Source organism: Enterobacter cloacae complex sp. SYL001 (assembly GCF_049237025.1).
Classification (GTDB): Bacteria; Pseudomonadota; Gammaproteobacteria; order Enterobacterales; family Enterobacteriaceae; genus Enterobacter; species Enterobacter intestinihominis.
This window is the reverse complement of sequence record NZ_JBMKJI010000030.1, coordinates 1-16,418: the sequence shown is the minus strand read 5'-3', so window position 1 is coordinate 16,418 and position 16,418 is coordinate 1. Positions and strand designations below refer to the sequence as shown.

Here is a 16,418-nt window from a genome sequence, read left to right as displayed (position 1 = left end):
TCTTTCACGGTGGATAACGCCTTGTATTATGTTTGTGCTGCTGATCTTTTGCGGCCAGCAAGGGTATCTCACCTTTAAAGATTATAAAAAAGTTATGAATAAGTTGGCTAATGCCGATCAACAGCCGCTGAAAAAAACGCGCGAAGAGAAATCCTTTTCGCTTTTTACGGCAGCCGTGCGTCAGGAAATCTTACCGGGTGCGGTGAAAGCCCCGCTGGCAGCTGAAATCGAAGGTATTGTGAACAGCGATGACGCCTGGCTCTCCTTTGCTGTCATCAAAACGCCAGGCGGTCAGAGAAGCTACCGTGAGGGTGAACCTCTCTCTGGATTTAACGACGCATTTATTCAGGAAATAAACAAAGATAATGTGGTGGTTAATTATGAAGGTACTACGCAGGTTCTGGCATTAAATAAACCGGACTATTTTAAGGGTGGCGTGGATAGCGGCCCGGTAACGAAATCGACAAAAGATGTTGGCGCAGAGAGTGTGCATCTTGATGATTATCTGGTGTTAAAACCCATAATTGAAAAGGGCCGACTGGAAGGCTACAGGATAAACGCAAGGAATGCCTCCGCCTTTTACAGCCAGTCAGGTCTGGAAAAAGGCGATGTGGCGGTTCAGGTTAACTCTGTCGATATGACCGATGAAGCAAAAGCGAAAAGCATTATTGCCAACTGGTCAAAAATGAAAGAAGCGGAGGTCATCGTACGACGTCACGCTCACCTTGAAAATATTCGGATTAATGTTCTAAACAATTAAAAAGTGTGCAGACATGAAAAAAATTCCCTGGGCGTGCGTGGCGCTGACCGCATTGTCGTTATATTCCAGTTCGCTGCTTGCAGCTAACTTTAGCGCGAGTTTTAAAAATACTGATATTCGCGAGTTTATCGATACGGTAGGCCGCAATCTCAATAAAACCATTCTGGTCGATCCGTCCGTCCAGGGAACCGTCTCGGTCCGAACCTACAACGTGCTGACGGAAGATGAGTACTATCAATTCTTTCTGAGCGTGCTGGATCTCTACGGCCTGTCGGTGATCCCGATGGACAACGGCATGGTCAAAGTGGTGCGCTCAAGCGTAGCGCGTACCGCCGGTGCGCCGCTGGCAGACAGCAAAAATCCGGGCAAAGGTGACGAGATCATCACCCGCGTGGTGCGCATGGAAAACGTGCCTGTTCGTGAGCTGGCCCCGCTGCTGCGTCAGCTCAACGATGCCACCGGTATCGGGAATGTGGTCCACTTTGAGCCGTCCAACGTCCTGCTGTTAACCGGTAAAGCCTCGGTGGTGAACCGGCTGGTGGATCTGGTGCAGCGCGTCGATAAAGACGGCATCCAGCGTCGCGAAATCATCCCGCTGCGCTTTGCGTCCGCCAAAGAACTCTCGGAGATGTTGAATAACCTCAACAATGAAGAACAGAAAGGGCAGAACGCGCCGCAGCTGGCGACTAAAGTCGTCGCGGATGACGAAACCAACAGCCTGGTGATCAGCGGCGCGGAAGATGCGCGGGCGCGCACCCGTTCCCTTATTCATCAGCTGGATCGTGAGCAGAATAACGAGGGCAATACCCGCGTCTTCTACCTCAAATATGCCAGCGCCACCAAAGTGGTGCCGGTTCTCACCGGGATTGGTGAGCAGTTGAAAGACAAGCCGGGTGCGGCCAAAGCGAAATCCGCGAGCGCCTCAACCGATCTGAATATTACCGCCGACGAGTCAACCAACTCCCTGGTGATCACCGCACAGCCTAACGTGATGAACTCCCTCGAGAAAGTGATCGACAAGCTGGATATTCGCCGTCCGCAGGTGCTGGTGGAAGCGATCATTGCCGAAGTGCAGGACGGTAACGGCCTGGATCTTGGCGTGCAGTGGACCAGCAAGCACGGCGGGGTGCAGTTTGGCTCCACCGGCCTGCCAATCAGCCAGATTAAAAATGGCACCATGAAAGGGGCAAGTTTCACTGGCCTTGCGACCGGTTTCTTTAACGGTGACTTCGGTGCGCTGGTGACCGCGCTTTCCACTGACGGCAAAAATGACATCCTCTCCACGCCAAGCGTGGTCACGCTGGATAACAAAGAAGCGTCGTTCAACGTCGGTCAGGATGTGCCGGTGCTTTCCGGTTCGCAAACCACCAGCGGCGACAACGTCTTTAACTCGGTTGAGCGTAAAACCGTAGGGACCAAGCTGAAGATTGTGCCGCAGATTAACGATGGCGACATGATCCATCTGAAGATTGAGCAGGAAGTGTCGAGTGTCGACAACAGCGCGACGGAAGACTCCAGCCTCGGCCCAACCTTCAACACGCGCACGATTAATAACGAAGTGATGGTCCACAGTGGTCAGACGGTGGTGCTCGGCGGTTTGATGGAAAATGTGACCAAACAGTCCGTGTCCAAAGTGCCCCTGCTCGGCGATATCCCGCTGGTCGGTCAGCTGTTCCGCTACACCTCGCAGGATACTTCCAAACGCAACCTGATGGTGTTTATTCATACCACCGTCCTGCGTGACGACGACAACTACAGCGCGGCCTCGAAAGAGAAATATGACCAGATCCGGGTGCGCCAGATGCAGCGAGTGGAGGAGAAAAAGCTCGGTATTGTTGAGCCGACTGACAACGCCGTCCTGCCCGCGTTTCCCTCTGCAAGCACTGGCGCCGCACCGGTGAAAACCAGCGCCACGCGCAATCCGTTTAAAGAATAGCGCGGAGGGGTAACGTGGACGAACTGAGTAAAACACTGTGTAGCAGCAGCTACGCAAAAGATAACGGCGTTCTGTTTTACAACAATGATGTCTATATCCGGGACGACACTCCTGCGCATGCTCTGCTGGAGGTGCGCCGGGTGCTGGGCCGTGCTTTCATCCCCGTCACTGTGACGCCGGAAGCGTTTGACGAGATGCTGGCCAAAATCTGGCAGCAGAGCAGCGGCGTGTCGCAGCAGCTGGTGGACGACATGGACGCGGATATCGATCTGATGGCCTTAACCGAGGAGATCCCGGATAACGAAGATCTGCTCGATAACGACGAAAACTCACCGGTGATCCGCCTGATCAACGCCATTCTCGGCGAGGCGGTGAAGGACGGCGCGTCGGATATTCATATCGAAACCTTCGAGCGCACGCTGAGCATCCGCTTTCGTGTTGACGGCGTGCTGCGCCCGGTGTTGCAACCGGCGCGTAAGCTCGCGCCGCTGCTGGTGTCGCGTATTAAGGTGATGTCGAAACTCGACATCGCCGAGAAACGTCTCCCCCAGGATGGACGTATCTCCCTGCGCATTGGCCGTAAGGCCATCGACGTGCGTGTGTCGACCATTCCATCTCAGTACGGCGAGCGCGTGGTCATGCGCCTGCTCGATAAAAGCAATCTCAAGCCCGACATCAACAAGCTTGGGCTGATTGATGAAGAGCTGGAGAAGCTGAAAGGGCTGATTGACCGCCCGCACGGGATCATCCTCGTTACCGGCCCGACGGGTTCCGGTAAAAGTACCACGCTGTACGCCATTCTTTCGGCGCTGAACGGTCACGAGCGCAACATTCTGACCGTGGAAGACCCGATCGAATACGAGCTGGAAGGCGTGGGGCAGACGCAGGTTAACCCGCGCGTGGACATGACCTTTGCCCGTGGGCTGCGCGCGATTCTGCGTCAGGACCCGGACGTGGTGATGATCGGGGAAATTCGCGACGGTGAGACCGCCCAGATCGCGGTGCAGGCGTCGCTGACCGGTCACCTGGTGATGTCGACGCTGCACACCAACAGTGCCCCAGGGGCGATAACCCGTCTGCGGGATATGGGGCTGGAGTCGTTTTTAATCGGTTCATCGCTGCTCGGTGTCATTGCCCAGCGTCTGGTGCGTCGGCTGTGTACGCACTGCCGGACCACCAGTCCGCTGGATGCCAATGAAAAAGCGTTGTTCAGCTTTATGGACGCGCCGCCAAAAGCGATTTATCGCGCGGTGGGGTGTGAACACTGCCGTCAGAGCGGCTATCAGGGCCGCGCCGGTATTCATGAGTTTCTGGTGGTGGACAGTACCATGCGCCGCGCCATCCATGAAGATAAGGACGAAATGTCCATAGAAACGCAGCTCTTTAAGCAGGCCTACAGCCTGCGTGAAAACGGGCTGCTGAAGGTGATTAGCGGCGTGACGTCTCTGGAAGAAGTCATGCGCGTCACCGCCGAGCGTGGGGGGGATGCGTAATGGCTTTCTACGCCTGGACGGCGACGAGTGCCGCGGGAAAAACCCAGCGCGGGACGTTACAGGCCGAGGGACAGAAGCAGGTTCGCCAGTGGCTTCGCGAGCAAAAGCTGATGCCCGTGAGTATCACCGAAACCCGCGAAACGGCGACAGGCGGGAAAGCGAAAACCGGGGGGAAGCTCTCTACCCCGGTGCTGTCGATGTTTACCCGTCAGCTTTCGACGCTGGTGAACGCCGCGCTGCCGCTGGAAAGTGCGCTGAAGGCGATCTCTAAGCAGACGGAAGATAAAAAGCTGGCGGCGATGGTGATGGAGATCCGCGAGAAGGTGGTCGAGGGGCATACGCTGTTCGACGCCTTTAGTCAGTTTCCACGCACCTTCGACAAACTTTACTGCACGCTGGTGATGGCCGGTGAAAAGACCGGCCACCTGGGCGACGTGCTGGAGAAGCTGGCGGAGTACAACGAACAGCGCCAGAAGATGAAAAGCAAGCTGACGCAGGCGATGGTCTACCCGATTACCCTCACCGTGGTCGCTATCGCGGTGATCGGCATTCTGCTGGTGGCGGTGGTGCCGCAGGTGATTGAGCAGTTTACCCACATGAAACAGCAACTGCCGATCACCACCCGGACGCTGATTGCGGTAAGTGATTTCCTGCAAGCCTGGGGTATCTATATTATCGGCAGCCTGGCGGGGGCGTTCGTCGGCTTCAAAACCTGGGTGCGAAACGTGAAAAACCGTTTTCGCTGGCACAGCTGGCTGGTGAACGGCTCGCCGATTAAAAAGCTGGTGTGCGCCATCAACAGCGCCCGCTATATCCGTACCCTGAGCATTTTGCAGGCCAGCAGCGTGCCGCTGCTGGAGGGGATGTATATCGCGATGGACGGTATTGAAAATCTCTATGCCCGGCAGGTGCTGGAGCAGGCCGCCGATACCGTACGTCAGGGGGCGTCGCTGTATGCGGCGCTGGAACAGGCGAAATTATTCCCGCCAACCATGCTGTATATGATTGCCTCCGGTGAAGAGAGCGGGGAATTAGGTAATTTAATGGATCGCGCTGCAGAAAATCAGGAATCGGCATTACAGCATCGAATTACATTAACGCTGTCGGTATTTGAACCGGCGCTGGTGGTATCCATGGCGACGATTGTTTTATTCATCGTTCTTTCAATATTACAACCGCTTCTGCAACTTAATAATATGGTAGGTTAAATCATGGCTCTAAAACGTAAAAACCTGGCTCGCCAGGCGGGCTTCACATTGCTCGAATTAATGGTGGTGATTGTTATTCTCGGCGTTCTGGCGAGTATGGTAGTGCCAAACTTAATGGGTAATAAAGAAAAAGCGGATACGCAAAAGGCGACCAGCGATATTGTCGCGCTCGAAGGCTCGCTGGATATGTATAAGCTGGACAACCACCGCTACCCGACCACAGAGCAGGGTTTGCAGGCGCTGGTGACGAAGCCGGAAATCGCACCAATCCCGAACGGCTATCGCGCGGATGGCTATATTCGCCGCCTGCCGCAGGATCCATGGGGCAGCGATTATATTCTGGTCAGCCCAGGTGAACACGGTGCGGTGGACATTTTCTCTGCGGGTCCGGACGGCGAAGCGAATACTGCCGATGACATTACCAACTGGTCTCTGGATAAGAACGAGAAGTAATGAAAAATCAACGCGGCTTTACGTTGCTGGAAATTATTCTGGCGCTGGTGATATTTGCCAGCTGCGCCATGATGGTGGTGTCCACCATTCCTTCGCGCAGCGGCGCGGATATATTTGGCCAGCAATTAAAAGCGCTCGTTGATTATGGTTCAGACCGTGCGGTGATGGACGGAAATATTGTCGGGCTGGTGATCGCCACTGATAAATATCAGCTGGTGACGATCGCGGATAAAAATGGCGAGCGTCACTGGGTGCCATTATCTGCCGGACGTATTACCACCAAAGGTGATTTTCCGGAAGAGATGCACGTGTCGCTCTCGCCGCAGCGCCTGGCCGCGACGGTGGCGTCCGAGCCACAGGTGATCTTTTTACCGGACGGTGAAATCAGCCGCTTTACGCTGACGCTGCAAAGTTACGACAAACAGCACCATTTCCGCGTGGTGTCGCAGGGTGCGGCGCCGGTATCGGTAGAAAACGATGGCTAACGACAACACAAAGCAAAAGGGGATGACGCTGCTGGAGGTGATGGTCGCGCTGGTGATTTTCTCCACCTCCGCGCTGGCGCTAATGAACTCGGTCTCCCTGAACGTGCGTTTTACCCATGGTCTGGCCGATACCTTGCAGGCCAGTTGGGTGGCGGAAAATCAGCTGGCGGAAGCGCAGCTCACCAAAACCGACTTCCCGGATGCTGAGCAGCAGGGGACGGAAATCATGGGCGGGCGCAGCTGGAACTGGCGTAAGCAGCGAGTGAAAACCGCCGACAACGGCTGGGCGAACTCCATTCGCGTCTATGCGGAAGGCGATGAGAGCCAGCCGGTTATTTCCCTGCACATCATTCCGCCGGGAGAGAGCAAGTGAAGAAAACGCGACGCCAGCGCGGATTTACCCTGCTGGAGATCATGATTGCGCTGACTATTTTCGCGGTAATCAGCACCCTGGCCTGGCAAATTCTGGACGGCGCGATGCGTACCAGCTCGGCCACCGATGCCAGCGCCGCTAAGCTCAACCAGCTTCAGCGCGGCTGGAGTCTGATGGAGCGCGACTTTTTCCAGCTACAGGCGCGAGCGCCGCGTAATGAGCCAGAGCGGTTCCGTCAGGAGGGCGATGCCCTTGAACTGACCACCCTGAATGGCGTGAGCGGAACGGTCCAGCTGGAGCGCGTGCGCTGGCGGCTGGAAGAGGGGCGTTTGTACCGCGACGTCTGGCCGGTCATTGACGGCCCGGTGGACGTTAAGCCTGACGAAGTGCCGATTGTCAGCGGCGTAAAAGCATTGCAGTGGCGGTTTTATCGTCAGGGCTGGCAGACAGCCTGGCACGACGCCGCCCATCTGCCGGACGGCGTGGAGGTTACGTTGACGATGGAAAACGGGGATACCTGGCGCTGGGTGTTCACCACGCCGGGGGATATGCCGGAGGTGGCCGCTGCCGCTGCCCCAGAGAAAGCCGCCGACGCGCCTGCGACGACTCCGGACGCAACCCCTGCGCCTTCGCCGGAGACCAGACCATGAACCGAATCCGTCAACAAAAGGGCGTCGCTCTGCTGGTGGTGCTGATTTTGCTGGTGATGATGTCGGCGCTGGCCGCCAAAATCAGCCAGCAGTTCTGCCGTAATTTGCAGAAAACGCATTATCAGATAAGCCAGCAGCAGCTGCGCTGGGCGATGCAGGCCCAGGAAAAAGTGGTGAAGGACAGGTTACAGACCGATGCCAGCGGCGAGAGCAAGCCGCTGGCACTGGACGGCGACTGGCATCAGCCGCTGGAGACGCAGGGAGAAGACTACACGGTCGTGAGCCAGGTGGAAGACGCTCAGGACTGCTTTAACGTCAATAACCTGTTGACCGCCGACGTCGCGCCCCAGGGGCAAAGCGCTCCCGCGGTGGCGGAAAAACCGCGTAAAGAGCGGATTGTTGAACAACTCCTGACGGAAAGCGGGCTCAGTCCGGGCACGGCGGAGGCGGTCTATTTCCAGCTGGTGGATTATCTCGATGGTGACAGCACCACGGCGAAAGAGGGTGCCGAAAGCGATGCGTGGGCTGGCGTCGTGCCCGCCCGGCAACCGGCAAACCAGATGATGCGCAGCATCGCGGAGATCAAACTGCTGCCAGCGTTCCCGGTTACGGCATATCCGAAGGTGAGCAAGCTGTTATGCGTGCTGCCGGACGCCGCCAGCAAGGTGGACGTTAACACCCTGCAACCGGAACAGGCCGCTGTGCTGGCGGCCATGTTTCCGGGAAAATTCACGCAGGATGACGCGGTTCGTCTGCTGGATACACGTCCGGAATCGGGCTGGGAAAATATGGACGCGTTCAGCAAAGCGCTGGAGCAGACCTTCCCGCAGTTAAAAGACGATCTCCCGCAGGTGGCAGATCAATTTTCTATAAACAGCCGGTACTTCCGCGTGAATTACAGCGGCAATACCGATGAATTAACGCTTCGCGTGGTCAGCCAGCTTCAGATGAATAACGAAGCCGGTGAGATCGTGACGTGGCAGCGTCGTTACCGAATGATTGAATAAGAAAAGTAGAACGTTATGAAACAGGTACTTTTTGTTCGCCCCGACAGCCGCGAGGGCGGGAAAATAATGTGCTGTGAGTCCGGCAGCGAGCGCGTCGAGGTGCTCGACAGCCTGGAGATGCTGGCCGAACACCCGCTGGCTACACGCGTTTGTCTCCTGCTGCCCGCCAGCGACATGATTTTCCGCCATTTCACGCTGCCGAAAAAGGTGGCTTCTCAGGCGATGGCCTTCTCGTGGATGGCGGAAGAGACGCTGATTGGCGACGTGGACAACCTCCACTGGACAGTGCTCTACAAAAAAGGCGCTGACGTCGACGCCGTTGCCATTGACGCCGACCGCCTGCGTACGGCATTGACCCGCTGTCACGAGGCCGGATTAAACGTGATTCAGGCCCTGCCTGATGCCTGGCTGCTGCCCGTGGCGGCAGGGGGCAGCACGCTGGTCGCACAGGATAAAGGCTACTGGCTGCGTTTATCTCCCCACGTGGCGGGTGAAATGGAGGGAACCCTGCTGCCGCTGTTGATGCAGAAAGCCGGAGACGGGGAAGTGTGTTGCTACGGCGACGCGCCTGCGGACGTTCACGTTGACGTACAGCATGCCTGGCAGCATCCGCTGGTGCTGATCCAGCCGCAGTGGAAAACCTGTCGTGTGAATCTGCTTCACGGTGAATTCAGCCTTAAGGCCGGTCATGGCCAGGCCGCAAAAAGCATGAAAGCAGCGATGATAGCGGCGGGCCTGCTGTCCGTTGGTCTGCTGCTGGGGCCGCGCATTGCGATGGCCTGGATGCTTGTGCAGCAGGAAAATCGGGTTCAGCAGGAGATCGTTCAGGTTTATCAGCACCATTTCCCCAGCATGCGCCAGCAGACCAATATCAAATATCACTTTGGCCAAAGCCTGAAAAAACAGAGCAAGGGGTTCTTTCTTCAGCTTGAGGAGCTGGAGAAAGCCCGGCAGTCAGTCCCTGCGATGGAGATCGATCTGCTGGAATACGATGCGCAGCAAAACACCCTGACGCTGAGCGTTAGCGCGCAAAGCCAGCCCGCGTTGCAGGCGTTTGTGAACCAGACCAGTGAGAATTTTGATTTTACCTTACAACCTGTTTCAACAACCGAACCGTATACCGCCATGATCGCAGGGAAACATAAATGAAAGAGCGAATCGCGCAGCTGAAATCACGCTATCAGAATTACAGCGCCCGGGAAAAAATCATTTTAAAAATATGTGCCGTTGCCATTGTGGCGGCTGCGGTGTATTACACAGGAGTAATTCCCCTGGATAATATGATTCAAAATAGTAAATCGACGCTTAAAAGACAAAAAGAGACGCTTAACTGGATGCGCAGTGAAATTGATAAAAATCATCTTCAGGTCCAGTTAGTTAAAACGAATAATCCGCGTACGGTGGTCGAGAACAGCGCTCATGAAATTAATCTTTCACTGACGGATGTGCGCCAGGAGGGGCAAACTTTATCGTTCGTGGTGAATCGGGTAAATGTATATGAATTAAAAAGCTGGCTGCGTGAAATTAATCAGACCTCCGGCGTGACATTGCAAAAAATAAACCTCACGCCGGTTGACCACCTCAGCGATGTGAAAGCACAGGTGCAGCTTACCTGGTCAAAAAGCGCATGAATACCTTCACGCTGATGCGGGAGGCCTGTCCGCTCGGTTTCCCGATGATGAGTGCTATCCTGGGCGGGATTATGGGCAGTTTTCTTGGCGTTGTTGCCGAGCGCGTACCGGGAATGGTGATGGATGAGGAGGGGAGCGGCAATCTGCTCTTTCCTGCCTCGCACTGCCCGGTGTGTCAGCACACGCTTGCTGCATGGGAAAATATCCCGCTGCTCAGTTGGCTGTTATTACGGGGGCGCTGCCACCAGTGCGGCAGCGCGATCCCACTGCGACTCTTTTTGGTGGAACTGTTCTCCGCGCTGTTTTTTGGCATCACGGCCTGGTGCATGCCGGACGTTCAGGCGCTGTTCTCTTTGTGGTTACTGGCGGCTTTTTTACTGCCGCTGGCCATGATCGACTGGCAGCATCAGTTGTTGCCGGACTGCCTGACCCAGCCGCTGCTGTGGGCGGGGTTAGTGCTCCATGCTATTGACCACACATTGCCGCTACGTGATGCGCTGTTTGGCGCGGTGGCGGGCTATCTGTCGCTCTGGCTGCTCTACTGGGCTTTTCGTCTGATCGCCGGACGAGAAGGGCTGGGTTACGGGGATTTTAAGCTACTGGCGGCGCTGGGCGCCTGGTGCGGCTGGCAGGGATTACCCTCCATTGAACTGGCGGCAGCGTTAAGCGGTATTGTCGGTTATTTCGCCGTCAATAATTTAAATAAAAATAACCTCACTATTTCTTTTGGTCCTTACCTCGCCTTTTCTGGAATCGTGGTGTTTATTAGTCAGCAGTTTGCTTTCACATTTTAAATATACTGGTCAAGGTTTTTTATAAATCTTTTTGATGCTGGGAGAGAAGGACGACTCTTTACGCTCGGTGTATCGTAGGAGATATAAGCTACACGGGATTTGGCTTGTATCTTTTTATGGAGGAATACAGCGCAGCAACAATTTTTTGTTTACGGCACTCACGTTGGTTAAATACGCATTACGCGAAACGCATCCATGATCTCACGGAAGGCATGGGTTATTACGTTATAAATAAATTTATCAGGAAATAAAAATGAAATTTATGAAACCAAAATATCTGGCGCTCTTTATTGCGGCGGCCACCAGCTCCGCATTTGCAGCTGCGCCGGGTACGCCTTCTATTACATCGGGCAATGATAAATTTGCGCTGGTAGAAGTGGATCAGGCGGCACAGGATTACAACAACCTCATCAAAGTGCATAAAGAGGGTGTTGATGTAAAAGTGGAATGGAACGTCTGGAGCGGTGACGCCCCAACGTCTGCAAAAGTGCTGCTGGACGGCAAGACCGTCTGGACCGGCGCGGGCAGCGCGGCGGGTTCTGCGACCTTCAAAGTCAAAAAAGGGGGCCGCTATCAGGAACAGGTCGAACTGTGTAACGACAGCGGCTGTACCAAAAGCGCAAGCAAACTGATTATCGTTGCGGATACCGACGGAAGCCATTTGCTGCCGCTGAATACGCCGCTGCTGGAAAATAACAAAGCTTTCGCTCAGCATACCGATAAAGTCGTCGGTGCCTATTTCCCTGAGTGGGGCGTTTACGATCGAAACTTCTCTGCGGATAAGATCCCGGTCGCGAACATTAACCACCTGCTGTACGGCTTTATTCCAATTTGCGGCGGCGACGGTATTAACGACAGCGCCAAATCTTCAGGTGCACTGGAATCCCTGAAACGCGCCTGTGCTGGCCGTCAGGACTACACCGTGGCCATTCACGATCCATGGGCTGCATTGCAGAAACCGCAGAAAGGCGTAAGCAACTGGGACGATCCCTACAAAGGTAACTATGGGCAGCTGATGGCGATGAAAAAAGCCCATCCTGACCTGAAAATTCTGCCATCCATTGGTGGCTGGACCCTGTCCGATCCGTTCTATCAGATGGATAACAAAGTACTGCGTGACCGTTTCGTGGCGTCGGTAAAAGACTTCCTGACCACCTGGAAAGTGTTTGACGGCGTGGATATTGACTGGGAATTCCCGGGCGGCGGCGGTGAAAACGCCAAACTCGGCAATCCTCAGACCGATAAAGCCACCTACACCGCGCTGATGCACGACCTGCGTCAGATGCTGAATGAACTGTCTGCGGAAACCGGTCGTACCTACGAGCTGACTACTGCAATCGGTGCCGGTAAAGATAAGATCGAAGACGTGGACTATAACACCACGCAGCAGTACCTCGACCATATCTTCCTGATGAGCTACGACTTCTACGGTGCCTGGAGCAATACCGATCTGGGCCACCAGACCGCCCTGTACGGTGCTTCCTGGAAACCAGACACTAACTACACCACCGATAACGCGGTAAAAGCGATGCTGGAGCAGGGCGTTAAGCCAGGCAAGATCGTGGTAGGCGCAGGTATGTATGGCCGCGGCTGGACCGGCGTTCATGGTTATACTGGCGATAATCCATTTACCGGCACCGCAACCGGACCAATTAAAGGGACATGGGAAAGCGGTATCGTTGACTATCGTCAAATCGTCAACCAGATGCTGGGCAAACCGGGCTGGGAATACAAATATGACGAAGCGGCTGAAGCGCCGTACGTGTTCAACAAGTCCACCGGTGAGCTGGTGACGTACGATAACGCCCGTTCCGTTATGGCGAAAGGCAAATACGTACTGAACAAAAACCTGGGCGGACTGTTCGCATGGTCTATCGAGTCTGATAACGGCGATATCCTGAACGCCATGAACGAAAGCCTGCTGGGCGGAAGTTCCATCCCGGATCTGCCTGTTGAGACTAACCATGCGCCAGTGGCTTCAGCTGCCGATCAAAATGTCACCGGTCCTGCAACCGTGACCCTGGATGGCTCTGCTTCCAGCGACCAGGACGACGATGCGCTGACCTATAAATGGACGCAGGTTTCAGGCCCTTCTGTGACCATCGCCAATAGCACCAAAGCAAAAGCCAGCTTTAGCGTTCCGGCTGTGACAAGCGACCAGAACCTGGTCTTCCGTTTGACCGTAACCGACGCTAAAGGGCTGAGCAATGCTGTTGACGTCCAGGTTGTGAATAAAGCGCCTAAAGCCAACCAGGCGCCGGTAATCAATGCTATGGAAGCCGTTACCGTTCAGTCCGGTGAAGCAATTTCTCTGCACGCACAGGCATCCGATCCTGATGGTGACGCGCTGACCTACAGCTGGAGCGTACCGGCTGATATGAACGCGACCGGCACTGATTCGGCCAACGTTCGCATCACTGCGCCAGAAGTGCACAATACTTCTTCCTACACCCTGAGCGTTATTGTGACGGACGGTAAAACCAGCGTGCAGTCTGACGTGCAGGTGACGGTGGAGCCTAAGCCGGCTGACGAGGTAACGCCTCCTGCCGATGACGTAACCCCACCGGTTGACGACGTAACGCCTCCTGCCGATGACGTCACACCACCGGCTGACGACGTAACCCCGCCAGCTGACGATACCACCGGCAGCTGCGATGCACCTGTCGATGCCAACGCCAGCAAATACGCTGCGTGGGACGCGAGCAAAATCTATAACAACGGCGATACCGTAAGCTTCGACCACCTCGTGTGGAAAGCGAAATACTGGACTCAGGGCAATCAGCCTGGCTTCGGTATGGACGCGTGGGAGCTGGTAAGCAACGTGAAGATGAACTGGCGTTCTGACCTGGTCTACAACGGCGGCGACACCACCACCTATGAAGGTAACGTTTACCGTGCGAAATGGTGGACCCGTGGTGATAACCCAGCAAATAGCGACGTATGGGTAAAAGAAGGCGCATCAACAGATTGCAAATAATCTAACCCATTAATTACTCCCCCCTTCTGAGGGGGAGTAATTAAAAATTCATTTTACAGGATGTTTCTAAGGAGAAATAACCAATAAAGTCAGCAGGTAAAAATGAAAAAGCTCATTTTGTTGTTATTAATAATAAGCCAGGGCGCTCTGGCAAACTGTTGGGATAAAGCGGCGCGTTATTATCATGTCGACCCTTATTTACTGTACGCGATAGCGAATGTGGAATCCGGTATGAATCCGTACGCGGTTGGGCAAAACCGCGATGGCACGCGGGATGTCGGGCTGATGCAAATCAACAGCTCGCATTTTACCGCGCTGGAAAGCAGAGGCATCGATGAGTATCGCTTAATGACCGAGCCGTGTACCTCCATCATGGTGGGTGCCTCCATTCTCTCCGGAATGATAAGAGTATATGGCTATAACTGGGAAGCGGTAGGCGCTTATAACGCCGGGTTGAAGAAAGAGAATTATCCGCAGCGGATGAAATATGCCCATAAGGTCTGGGCTAAATATCAGCAATTAAAATTAGCAGCACGCGATTAACGTTTTTTATTTTTGAAGAATTCCTGAAGGTGTTCTTCGAAAAGTGAAAACAGCTGAATGTGGTTTATGTATTAACGGAATAATACCTAAGCCGGGATATTAACATTTAATTTGAAACGAACAGGAAAACTGAAATGAACAAAAGGACGTTACTGAGTGTACTTGTTGCTGGTGCTTGCGTTGCACCTTTTATGGCGCAGGCCGCCTCTTTGCAGGCGACCACCGGCGAGCCGTACACCATGAAAGCCAGCGATCTGGCGAAGAAAGAGCATGAGCTCACTAACTTCCCGCTGATGGCCTCCGTTAAAGAGACTATTCAGACCCTGGACAACGCGCAGGTCGAACTGATTGAGCCAGGCCGCGCGGCGAACCCGGACAACGTCAAACGCGTTGAAGGGATTGTGAAAGCCAGCGACTGGGAATATCTCTTCCCGCTGCGTGCACAGGCTTATACCTACAGCAACTTCCTGAAAGCCGTGGGTAAATTCCCGGCGCTGTGTAAGACCTACAACGACGGTCGTGACAGCGACGCTATCTGCCGCAAAGAGCTGGCGACCATGTTTGCCCACTTTGCCCAGGAAACCGGCGGCCACGAAAGCTGGCGTCCGGAAGCCGAATGGCGTCAGGCGCTGGTCCACGTGCGTGAAATGGGCTGGAGCGAAGGGCAGAAGGGCGGCTATAACGGCGAATGTAACCCGGACGTCTGGCAGGGACAGACCTGGCCTTGCGGTAAAGACAAAGACGGCGATTTCCTGAGCTATTTCGGACGCGGTGCGAAACAGTTGTCCTACAACTACAACTACGGTCCATTCTCTGAAGCGATGTACGGCGACGTGCGTACCCTGCTCGATAAACCTGAGCTGGTGGCGGACACCTGGCTGAACCTGGCCAGTGCTATCTTCTTCTTCGCCTATCCACAGCCGCCAAAACCAAGCATGTTGCAGGTGATCGACGGTACATGGCAGCCGAACGATCACGATAAAGCCAACGGCCTGGTCCCGGGCTTCGGTGTAACAACCCAGATCATCAACGGTGGCGTTGAGTGCGGCGGCCCGACTGAAATTGCGCAGTCTCAGAACCGTATCAAGTATTACAAAGAATTTGCGAACTACCTGAAAGTCCCTGTTCCGGCGAACGAAGTGTTGGGTTGCGCCAACATGAAGCAGTTTGACGAAGGTGGCGCAGGCGCCCTGAAGATTTACTGGGAACAGGACTGGGGATGGAGCGCGGATACCCCGGACGGCAAGACTTACTCTTGCCAGCTGGTGGGTTATCAGACACCGTTCAGCGCGTTCAAAGAGGGCGACTACAGCAAGTGCGTGCAGAAGTTCTATAACGTGAATATCGTGAATGACGACGGTTCCTCGGTGACGCCGGACGAAACCCCGGTCACGCCAACGCCAACACCTTCTGAAGATGTTACGCCGGCCCCAACGCCAGCGCCAGTTCCGGATGAAACTCCGGTTGAACCTGTCGCGGTGAACCACGCGCCGGTTGCGCAGATTGCGGGCCCAATCGGTGCCGTTGAAGCGGGCGCGCAGGTTTCTCTGAGCGCGGAAGGCTCTACCGACGCAGACGGCAACAAGCTGACCTACACCTGGCGTTCTCAGGATGGCCAGACCGTGACCGGCGAAGATAAAGCGGTGGTGACCTTTAAGGCGCCTGAGTCTGCAACGGCGCAGCAGTATGAAGTGAGCCTGACCGTCAGCGATGGCGAGCTGAGCAGCACCACGTCTTACCTGCTGAACGTGAAAGCGAAAGCGGCAACGCCATCCGGAGAAGATACGTCTTACCCGGCATGGAGCGCGAACAGCAAGTACAACGCCGGTGATATCGTGAACAACCACGGTAAATTGTTCCAGTGCAAACCGTTCCCGTACAGCGGCTGGTGTAACAGTGCGCCGACGTACTATGAGCCGGGTGCAGGCCTGGCATGGGCTGAAGCCTGGACGGCTCTGTAAAAGCAAACGGCAACCCTCGGGTTGCCGTTTTAATGTTTGCACCCTCTCCCTGTGGGCTGAGGGTTCCCCACAAATTAATGCGAGCACTGAGCAATCCCCTCGCCCCTCCGGGGAGAGGGTTAGGGTGAGGGGAACATACGGCGGTGG

General features: G+C 55.0%; 15 protein-coding genes. All 15 read left to right on the top strand.

Annotated features, from left to right (window positions below; genetic code table 11):
* The first annotated feature begins 28 nt into the window (after nt 1-28).
* The 15 genes from gspC to ACOTZP_RS20580 all read left to right on the top strand — a co-directional run bounded on the left by gspC (nt 29) and on the right by ACOTZP_RS20580 (nt 16,271).
* On the top strand, nt 29-760 hold the full coding sequence (gspC, locus tag ACOTZP_RS20650; RefSeq protein WP_045623351.1) for a type II secretion system protein GspC: 732 nt from the start codon (nt 29-31) through the stop codon (nt 758-760).
* Nucleotides 761-773: 13 nt separating this feature from the next.
* Nucleotides 774-2,696: a type II secretion system secretin GspD gene (gspD, locus tag ACOTZP_RS20645; protein ID WP_023299693.1), complete on the top strand. Its 1,923-nt coding sequence runs from the start codon at nt 774-776 to the stop codon at nt 2,694-2,696.
* A 14-nt stretch (nt 2,697-2,710) separates the two neighbouring features.
* The gene (gene gspE, locus ACOTZP_RS20640) at nt 2,711-4,189 is read left to right on the top strand and encodes a type II secretion system ATPase GspE (RefSeq protein ID WP_271075034.1); all 1,479 of its coding nucleotides are present in this window, start codon (nt 2,711-2,713) and stop codon (nt 4,187-4,189) included.
* Nucleotides 4,189-5,397, top strand: a complete 1,209-nt coding sequence (gene gspF / locus ACOTZP_RS20635) for a type II secretion system inner membrane protein GspF (RefSeq protein WP_063152060.1) — start codon at nt 4,189-4,191, stop codon at nt 5,395-5,397. The genes gspE and gspF overlap by 1 nt, the downstream gene beginning before the upstream one ends.
* A gap of 3 nt (nt 5,398-5,400) precedes the next feature.
* Nucleotides 5,401-5,850 carry a type II secretion system major pseudopilin GspG gene (gene gspG / locus ACOTZP_RS20630; RefSeq protein WP_023299696.1) on the top strand — a complete coding sequence of 150 codons (450 nt, stop codon included), beginning with the start codon at nt 5,401-5,403 and terminating at the stop codon, nt 5,848-5,850.
* Nucleotides 5,850-6,335: a type II secretion system minor pseudopilin GspH gene (gene gspH / locus ACOTZP_RS20625; protein ID WP_023299697.1), complete on the top strand. Its 486-nt coding sequence runs from the start codon at nt 5,850-5,852 to the stop codon at nt 6,333-6,335. Before gspG ends, gspH begins: the two co-directional genes overlap by 1 nt.
* Nucleotides 6,328-6,708: a type II secretion system minor pseudopilin GspI gene (gene gspI, locus ACOTZP_RS20620; RefSeq protein ID WP_163347672.1), complete on the top strand. Its 381-nt coding sequence runs from the start codon at nt 6,328-6,330 to the stop codon at nt 6,706-6,708. Before gspH ends, gspI begins: the two co-directional genes overlap by 8 nt.
* Nucleotides 6,705-7,358 (top strand): type II secretion system minor pseudopilin GspJ, encoded by a 654-nt coding sequence (gene gspJ / locus ACOTZP_RS20615; protein WP_045308509.1) that lies wholly within the window; start codon nt 6,705-6,707, stop codon nt 7,356-7,358. Before gspI ends, gspJ begins: the two co-directional genes overlap by 4 nt.
* Complete coding sequence (gene gspK / locus ACOTZP_RS20610; RefSeq protein ID WP_063146167.1) at nt 7,355-8,365, top strand: type II secretion system minor pseudopilin GspK; 1,011 nt, start codon at nt 7,355-7,357, stop codon at nt 8,363-8,365. The genes gspJ and gspK overlap by 4 nt, the downstream gene beginning before the upstream one ends.
* Nucleotides 8,366-8,380: 15 nt before the next feature.
* Nucleotides 8,381-9,514: a type II secretion system protein GspL gene (gene gspL / locus ACOTZP_RS20605; RefSeq protein WP_271075036.1), complete on the top strand. Its 1,134-nt coding sequence runs from the start codon at nt 8,381-8,383 to the stop codon at nt 9,512-9,514.
* Nucleotides 9,511-9,996, top strand: coding sequence for a type II secretion system protein GspM (gene gspM / locus ACOTZP_RS20600; protein WP_063150535.1), 486 nt, complete (start codon nt 9,511-9,513; stop codon nt 9,994-9,996). The genes gspL and gspM overlap by 4 nt, the downstream gene beginning before the upstream one ends.
* On the top strand, nt 9,993-10,790 hold the full coding sequence (locus ACOTZP_RS20595; protein WP_271075037.1) for a prepilin peptidase: 798 nt from the start codon (nt 9,993-9,995) through the stop codon (nt 10,788-10,790). The genes gspM and ACOTZP_RS20595 overlap by 4 nt, the downstream gene beginning before the upstream one ends.
* A 253-nt stretch (nt 10,791-11,043) precedes the next feature.
* Entirely contained in the window at nt 11,044-13,767 is a 2,724-nt protein-coding gene (locus tag ACOTZP_RS20590; RefSeq protein ID WP_163347668.1) for a glycosyl hydrolase family 18 protein, read from the top strand.
* A 102-nt stretch (nt 13,768-13,869) separates the two neighbouring features.
* Nucleotides 13,870-14,310, top strand: a complete 441-nt coding sequence (iagB, locus tag ACOTZP_RS20585) for a type III secretion system invasion protein IagB (RefSeq protein ID WP_022647598.1) — start codon at nt 13,870-13,872, stop codon at nt 14,308-14,310.
* Nucleotides 14,311-14,444: 134 nt separating this feature from the next.
* Entirely contained in the window at nt 14,445-16,271 is a 1,827-nt protein-coding gene (locus ACOTZP_RS20580) for a chitinase (RefSeq protein WP_022647599.1), read from the top strand.
* Nucleotides 16,272-16,418: the final 147 nt, after the last annotated feature.